This window comes from Streptomyces mexicanus (assembly GCF_902506575.1).
Lineage (GTDB): Bacteria > Actinomycetota > Actinomycetes > Streptomycetales > Streptomycetaceae > Streptomyces > Streptomyces mexicanus.
Window position 1 is genome coordinate 1 of record NZ_LR732608.1, and the last position, 5,924, is coordinate 5,924.

Consider the following 5,924-nt stretch of genomic DNA (forward strand, 5'->3'; position numbering starts at 1 on the left):
GATCATGGCACCGACCACCTGACCGGCGCGGTAGATCGGCACGTCGGTCCAGTCGCCGACCTTGATGCCGAACGCGAGTGTCACGGCGGCGGTGTCTGGCGCGCCGGCTAGTCGCCCCCCGACGGACGCCGCCGCGTACCCGCCGCAAACCCACCCCGACGTGCATCGCCCCCCACCCGCCCTGCCTTCCGCCCTCCGCTCAACCGGCCCAGCCACCCGCGGTCAACCTCACCGGGCCACCGCCCCATCGACGCCCCCCACAGCGCCGCCCCCCCCGCCAAGCCCACCACCGCCCGTCCACACGTCGCGCCTCTGCCGACCATCACCCTCCTCTACTCCGCCCTCCTCGCCCGCCGCCCCCTGCCCCCGCACGTCGAACGCGCGGCCCGACTCCTGGAGGGGACCTCATGAGCGACCCCCGCACCTCCGTCGTGGTCATCACCCACAACCGGCGCCCCGAACTGCTGCGCACCCTCGACCGCCTGGCCGAACTCCCCGAGCAGCCCGAGGTGTTCGTCACCGACAACGCCTCCACCGACGGCACCTCCGCCGCCGTGGCCCACCGCCATCCGCAGGTCCGGCTGCTGCGCCCCGGCCGCAACCTCGGCGCCGTGGGCCGCAACCTCGCGGTGCGCCGGGTGCGCACCCCGTACGTGGCGTTCTGCGACGACGACTCCTGGTGGGCGCCGGGATCCCTGTCCGGGGCGGCCGACCTGCTCGACCGGTATCCCGCGCTCGGCGCGGTCACCGCGCGCATCGTCGTCGAACCCGACGGCACCGAGGACCCGATCGTCGAGGAACTGCGCGACTCGCCCGTCCCCGGGCCGTCCTGGCTGCCCGGCCCGGCCCTCGGCTCCTTCCTCGCCGCGGCGACCGTCCTGCGCACCGAGGCGTTCCGGCGCGCGGGCGGCTTCCACCCGCGGCTGTGGCTGGGCGGGGAGGAGGAACTGCTCGCCGCGGACCTGGCGGCGGACGGCTGGTGGCTGACGTACGCGGACCACCTGACGATCCACCACCACCCGTCCGTGGTCCGGGACGCCACGCGCCGCCGCCGGGACGGCATCCGCAACACCCTGTGGTTCACCTGGCTGCGCCGCCCGGCCCGGCCCGCCCTGCGCCGCACCCTGCACCTGGCCCGCACGGTGCCCCGCGACACCGCTTCCCTGCGCGCGTTCGCCGAGGCGGCCGCCGCCCTGCCGTGGATCGTGCGCGAGCGGCGCGTCCTGCCGCCCGGCGTGGAGAGGCGGCTGCGGGCGCTGGAGGACAGCCAGCGCAGGTCGACGGCACGCTGCTACACGGGGTGAGGGACGGCCGCCCGTGGAGCCCCGCGACTCCGGCGGGCACGAGTGAGCCCCGCCGTGGCCGACGGGGCTCGGTGGTGCTCGGCGGCTGGATCGGCCGGGCTGTTCGGCCGGTGTCGCTCACTCACTGGTTGCCGGGCCGTTCGCCCTTCGGGCCCCGGCCGCGTTCCGTGCGCGGGCCGCTGCTGCGGAACTTCGGGTCCTGCTGGAGTTCCTCGTTGGCGGCCGCGTTGGCGTCCTGGTCGGAGATGCCCGACCGCTCCGCCTCCTTGCGCGCCCTCGCGCGCTTGGTGTCGTACTTCTTGCTTCCGGGCTCGGGCACGACGATCACCTCCTGCCGACGCGGGTCCCCCGGCCCCCTTGCGGCAAACCGCTCAGCCGCCGCGCGACGACGACCGGCACAGCAGCCGCAGGACGGCGAACGACGTCGGCGCCCACAGCACCGCGAAGGCCCAGATCACCCCCGCATCGGAGGTGACGATGCCGGCCGCCAGCAGGGCGGCGCAGACCGTCAGCAGCAGCACCACCGTCCAGCGCCGCGGGGCCCACTGGGCCACCTTCGACACATCCGGGCGGCGCCGCCGGCGCGGGGTGCGCAGCCGCCGGGCCAGGCGGCGGTCGCGGCTGAGCGCACGTTCGATCTCGTCCAGGATCCGCTGTTCGTGCTCGGGAAGTCTGCTTGTCGACACTGTTGCTCCTAGGGGGACCGAGCTACCTGTCGCATCGAGGTCCGGGTGCCCGTGCGCCAGGCGGGTTAACCGGCGCGCAGCGGCCGCAGCGCCCGCAGCAGCTCATCGGCGCCGTCCCGCGCGGTCCCCGCCGCGAACTCCTCGCACACCTGCCGGGCGGCCACCCGGCCCGAGGTCAGGCACCAGCGCCACCAGCGGTCCAGCTCGCTGACCTCCAGGCGTTCGGCGGGCACCAGCGCCGGCCAGCCGCAGGCCCGGGCCTGCGCGCTCACCTTCGCGCCGCCCGCCACCGGGTCCACGGCCAGCGCGGGCGTACCGGCACGCAGGGCGAGCACCATGCCGTGCAGCCGGTCGGTGACGACCAGGTCCAGCCGGGCCAGCACGGACTCCAGCTGGGCGGGGGTGGCGCACAGCCGCCAGTCGCGGGTGTCCAGCCGGGTCTCCAGCTCCAGCCGCGCGCAGTCCTTGCCGTGCAGCCAGGCGGTCAGCTCCCGGGCGACCAGGTCGTGCCGGCGCGCCCCGGCGTACTCGTGCTGGCCGTGCGTGAGGACCACGCCGACCACGGGCCGCGCCGGCAGCGCGGGCGCGCGGGCGGCCAGGTCCGGGCCGGGGCGGGCGCCGGGCGCGTCCCGGGCGATGACGTGGTGGAAGCCGGTGGCGGCTTCACCGTCGGGGTCGATCGCCGAGGTGCCCACCGCGATCCGCAGGCAGTGCGCGAACCGGCGGTGCAGCCGCTCGATCTGCGGCCCGTGCAGCGGACCGCACACGAACACCAGCTGCCCGTACCGCTCGGGCACCACCTGCTCCAGGGGCCGGGCGCCGGGCCGGAAACCGGGGCTCCAGGCGACGTCGTGGGGCAGCCCCGCCCGCCGCAGCACGTCCTCCACGCGGTGCAGCGCCAGCACGTCCCCGGCGGTCGCCTCCCCGTCACGGAAGGTGAACCACCCGGTGAGCAGAATCCGTGAGGCATCCGGTCCCTGGCGCACAGTGGCCCCCGGGTGCCCTCCGGCCCGCACGTCATGCACGCGCACGCGATCACACCGCCGCACGCGCGGTCGCCTCCGCCGGGAGCGGGCCGCCCACCGCCGCGCGCGGCCACCACGACCGCACCTGTCAGGGGTCGGTGGTGTCGTCCTCCCGGCCCAGGCTCAGCTCGACGTCGACGACGCCCTCGTCGTGGAACAGCTCGGACGCCAGCTGTCCCGTGTCCGCCGTGCCCTCCAGGCGCAGCAGCACCCGGGCGGCCGCGCCCGCCTGGCCGGGCAGCCGGTCGGCTCTCACCTCCAGGATGCGAAAACCCCGCCGGGTGCACGCCTCCATCAGCCGCGGCAGCAGCGCCCGCCCCGTCAGGTACGTCAGCCGCACCTCGACCGTGGCGGGCGGCGCGGAGGCGGTGAGTCGCCGGGACAGCAGGGGATAGCCGCGTACGACCAGGAAGTGCAGCGCGGTGACCGCCAGGGCGAGGATCGGCAGCCCGCCGCCGCAGGCCATGCCGACCGCGCAGGTCAGCCAGATGGTGGCGGCGGTGGTCAGCCCGCGTACCGCGTCCCGCCGCACGAAGATCAGCCCGCCGCCGATGAAGCCGATGCCGGAGACGATCTGCGCGGCGACCCGGGAGGGGTCGAAGGAGACGTTCGCCAGGTGCAGCACGTTGGTGAAGCCGTGCTGCGACACCTCCATCATCAGGGCGCTGGCGACCCCGACCAGGGTGTGGGTGCGCAGCCCGGCGCTCTTCTGCTGCGCCTCCCGCTCCATGCCGATCAGACTCGACAGCAGCAGCGCGAGCCCCAGTTCGGCCAGCTGGCGCAGACCCTGTCCATTGGCCACGTCCCACAGCGGAACCGCAAGCTGCGGCATGCGTCTCCCTTCGTCCTGCGTCTCGTTTCATTGTGTGACCCACCGGGCGCCATGGGGGTACCCGGGAGCGACGGCGGGACGCCGCCGAGGACGCGCGCGGAACGCACGAGGACGCGCGACGACGCGCGCACAAGGCGCGAGGCCGTGCGGTGACGCGCGCAGGACGCGCGAGGACGCGGAGAGGAGCCACACCCGTGCCACGGATGGACCCCGCCCAGGCGCGGCAGCGGTTCGCGGCCGCCCGGGTGGCCCGGCTCGCCACGGTCGACGACCTGGGCTGCCCGCACCTGGTGCCGATCGTGTTCGCCACCGACGGCGCCGACGGCGTCGTGACGGCCGTCGACCGCAAACCCAAGCGCACCACCCGGCTGCGGCGGCTGCACAACATCGAGGTCACCCCCGCCGTGTGCCTGCTCGCGGACGACTACGACGAGGACTGGTCCCGGCTGTGGTGGGTCCGCGCCGACGGCGGCGCCCGGATCGTGCCGCCCGGCGCGCCGGACCTGGCCACCCGCGAGGAGTACGAGGCGGCGCTGGTGCGGTTGCGCGCCAAGTACCCGCAGTACCGCGACGCCCCGCCGGACGGCCCGGTGGTCGCGGTCACCGTCCACGCCTGGACCGGATGGCAGGCCGACGCGTCGCCCGCCGCCCGCCCGGGCGGGTGAACGGCGGCGCCGTGCTCGCCCGGGCCGCGGGCCGGGCCCGGCCCGGGGGGCACGCACGGGGAAGGCCCCCGTTTGGGTGCGCCCGTTCTGGCTACGCGGCGGGCAGACCGTCTTCCGCGCGTCTGCCCACCCCGGCCCCGGGAGGTGCCCCATGACCCGGCGAGTACGCGACGTGATGTCCCCCGGCGCGGTGGCCGTCGAGCCGATGACCACGCTGGAGAACGCGGCCCGCGTGATGCGCGAGCAGAACGTGGGCGATGTCCTGGTGGCCTACGACTGCGACCTGTTCGGTGTCCTGACCGACCGCGACATCGTGGTGCGGGCCGTGGCCGGCGGCAGCGACCCGCACACCACCACGGCCGGGCAGGTGTGCACCCGGCCGCCGGTCGTCACCCTGAACCCCGACGACACCACCGACCGCGCGGTGGAGCTGATGCGCCAGTACGCCGTGCGCCGGCTGCCCGTCGTCGAGCACGGCGGCTGCCCGGTCGGCATGGTCAGCCTCGGCGACCTGGCCACCACGGACGACCCGCACTCGGCGCTGGCCGACATCAGCAAGGCCGACCCGAACCGCTGACCCGCACGGCGGACACGTCCTTGGAAGGGGGCGTTGCGGGCCTCTCGTGGCGGCCCGCAACGCCCCCGGCGATCACCCGGGGCGGCTCAGGAGGCGGCGACCTGCTCCGCCACCAGACGCGAGAAGGCGGTCAGCCGGGTGTACACACCCGGGTAACCCGCCTCCGCGCAGCCGTTGCCCCAGGAAGTGATCCCTGCCAGGACGCCCCCGACAAGCAGGGGACCGCCGCTGTCGCCCTGGCAGGTGTCCACGCCGCCGGAGGTGTATCCGGCGCAGACCATGTCGCTCGCGACGAAGTCGGAGCCGTAGGCGTTCGCGCAGTCGGTGTCCTTGACCACCGGCACGGTCGCCGTGCGCAGCTGGTTGGAGGAGCCGCCGTTCTCGGAGGTGGTCCCCCAGCCCAGGACGCGGGCGAGGGTGCCCGGCGCGTACACGCCCGTGTCCTGGGCGGAGACGTACTTCGCCGGGGTGTACGGCATCGCGGTCGCCAGCGTCAGCACGGCCACGTCGTCGCCGCTCGTCGGGTCGGCGAAGGACGGATCGACCCAGACGCCGCTGACGGCGCTGACCGTGCCGTCGGTGCCGTCGAGGTAGGTACGGCCGCCCACCACGCGCAGCTTGGCGGCGCTCTCGCCGGCCACGCAGTGCGCCGCGGTGACCACCTTCGTGGCCGCCACCAGGGTCCCGCCGCAGAACTGGTTGCCGGCGTCGTCGGTGAGCTGCATGACGAACGGGTACGCGGTCGTGGTGGTCGGGGTGCCGCCGACGACGGGTCGGGGGGCGGCGCCGGAGGGCCGGGGGTCGGCGGCCGCGGTGGGAGCGGCGAGCAGGGCGG

The 5,924-nt window shown here is 75.5% G+C and carries 8 protein-coding genes; 3 read left to right on the forward strand and 5 right to left on the reverse strand.

The annotated features are described in order from the left end of the window. Window positions 1–407 precede the first annotated feature (407 nt). Window positions 408–1,304, forward strand: coding sequence for a glycosyltransferase family 2 protein (locus tag GV126_RS33170; protein ID WP_159674775.1), 897 nt, complete (start codon window positions 408–410; stop codon window positions 1,302–1,304). Window positions 1,305–1,425: 121 nt separating this feature from the next. Here the strand turns inward: GV126_RS33170 and GV126_RS33175 are convergent, their stop codons facing one another. The 4 genes from GV126_RS33175 to GV126_RS33190 form a co-directional block, all read right to left on the reverse strand. Then, on the reverse strand, window positions 1,426–1,623 hold the full coding sequence (locus GV126_RS33175; RefSeq protein WP_185947112.1) for a hypothetical protein: 198 nt from the start codon (window positions 1,621–1,623) through the stop codon (window positions 1,426–1,428). Between the two features lie 52 nt (window positions 1,624–1,675). After that, window positions 1,676–1,990 carry a DUF3040 domain-containing protein gene (locus GV126_RS33180; RefSeq protein ID WP_159674776.1) on the reverse strand — a complete coding sequence of 105 codons (315 nt, stop codon included), beginning with the start codon at window positions 1,988–1,990 and terminating at the stop codon, window positions 1,676–1,678. A 65-nt stretch (window positions 1,991–2,055) separates the two neighbouring features. Then, on the reverse strand, window positions 2,056–2,976 hold the full coding sequence (locus GV126_RS33185; RefSeq protein ID WP_159674777.1) for a polysaccharide pyruvyl transferase family protein: 921 nt from the start codon (window positions 2,974–2,976) through the stop codon (window positions 2,056–2,058). A 127-nt stretch (window positions 2,977–3,103) separates the two neighbouring features. Continuing rightward, window positions 3,104–3,847, reverse strand: a complete 744-nt coding sequence (locus GV126_RS33190) for an MgtC/SapB family protein (protein ID WP_159674778.1) — start codon at window positions 3,845–3,847, stop codon at window positions 3,104–3,106. Window positions 3,848–4,041: 194 nt separating this feature from the next. Between GV126_RS33190 and GV126_RS33195 the strand changes: the two genes are divergently transcribed. Together GV126_RS33195 and GV126_RS33200 are read left to right on the forward strand one after the other, a co-directional pair. After that, entirely contained in the window at window positions 4,042–4,512 is a 471-nt protein-coding gene (locus GV126_RS33195; protein WP_201299974.1) for a TIGR03668 family PPOX class F420-dependent oxidoreductase, read from the forward strand. Between the two features lie 151 nt (window positions 4,513–4,663). Further along, window positions 4,664–5,089: a CBS domain-containing protein gene (locus GV126_RS33200; protein WP_028424106.1), complete on the forward strand. Its 426-nt coding sequence runs from the start codon at window positions 4,664–4,666 to the stop codon at window positions 5,087–5,089. Between the two features lie 86 nt (window positions 5,090–5,175). Here GV126_RS33200 and GV126_RS33205 read toward each other — a convergent pair. Then, window positions 5,176–5,924 (reverse strand): S1 family peptidase (locus GV126_RS33205; RefSeq protein WP_236570341.1); only part of this gene is annotated, 749 nt, incomplete at its 5' end.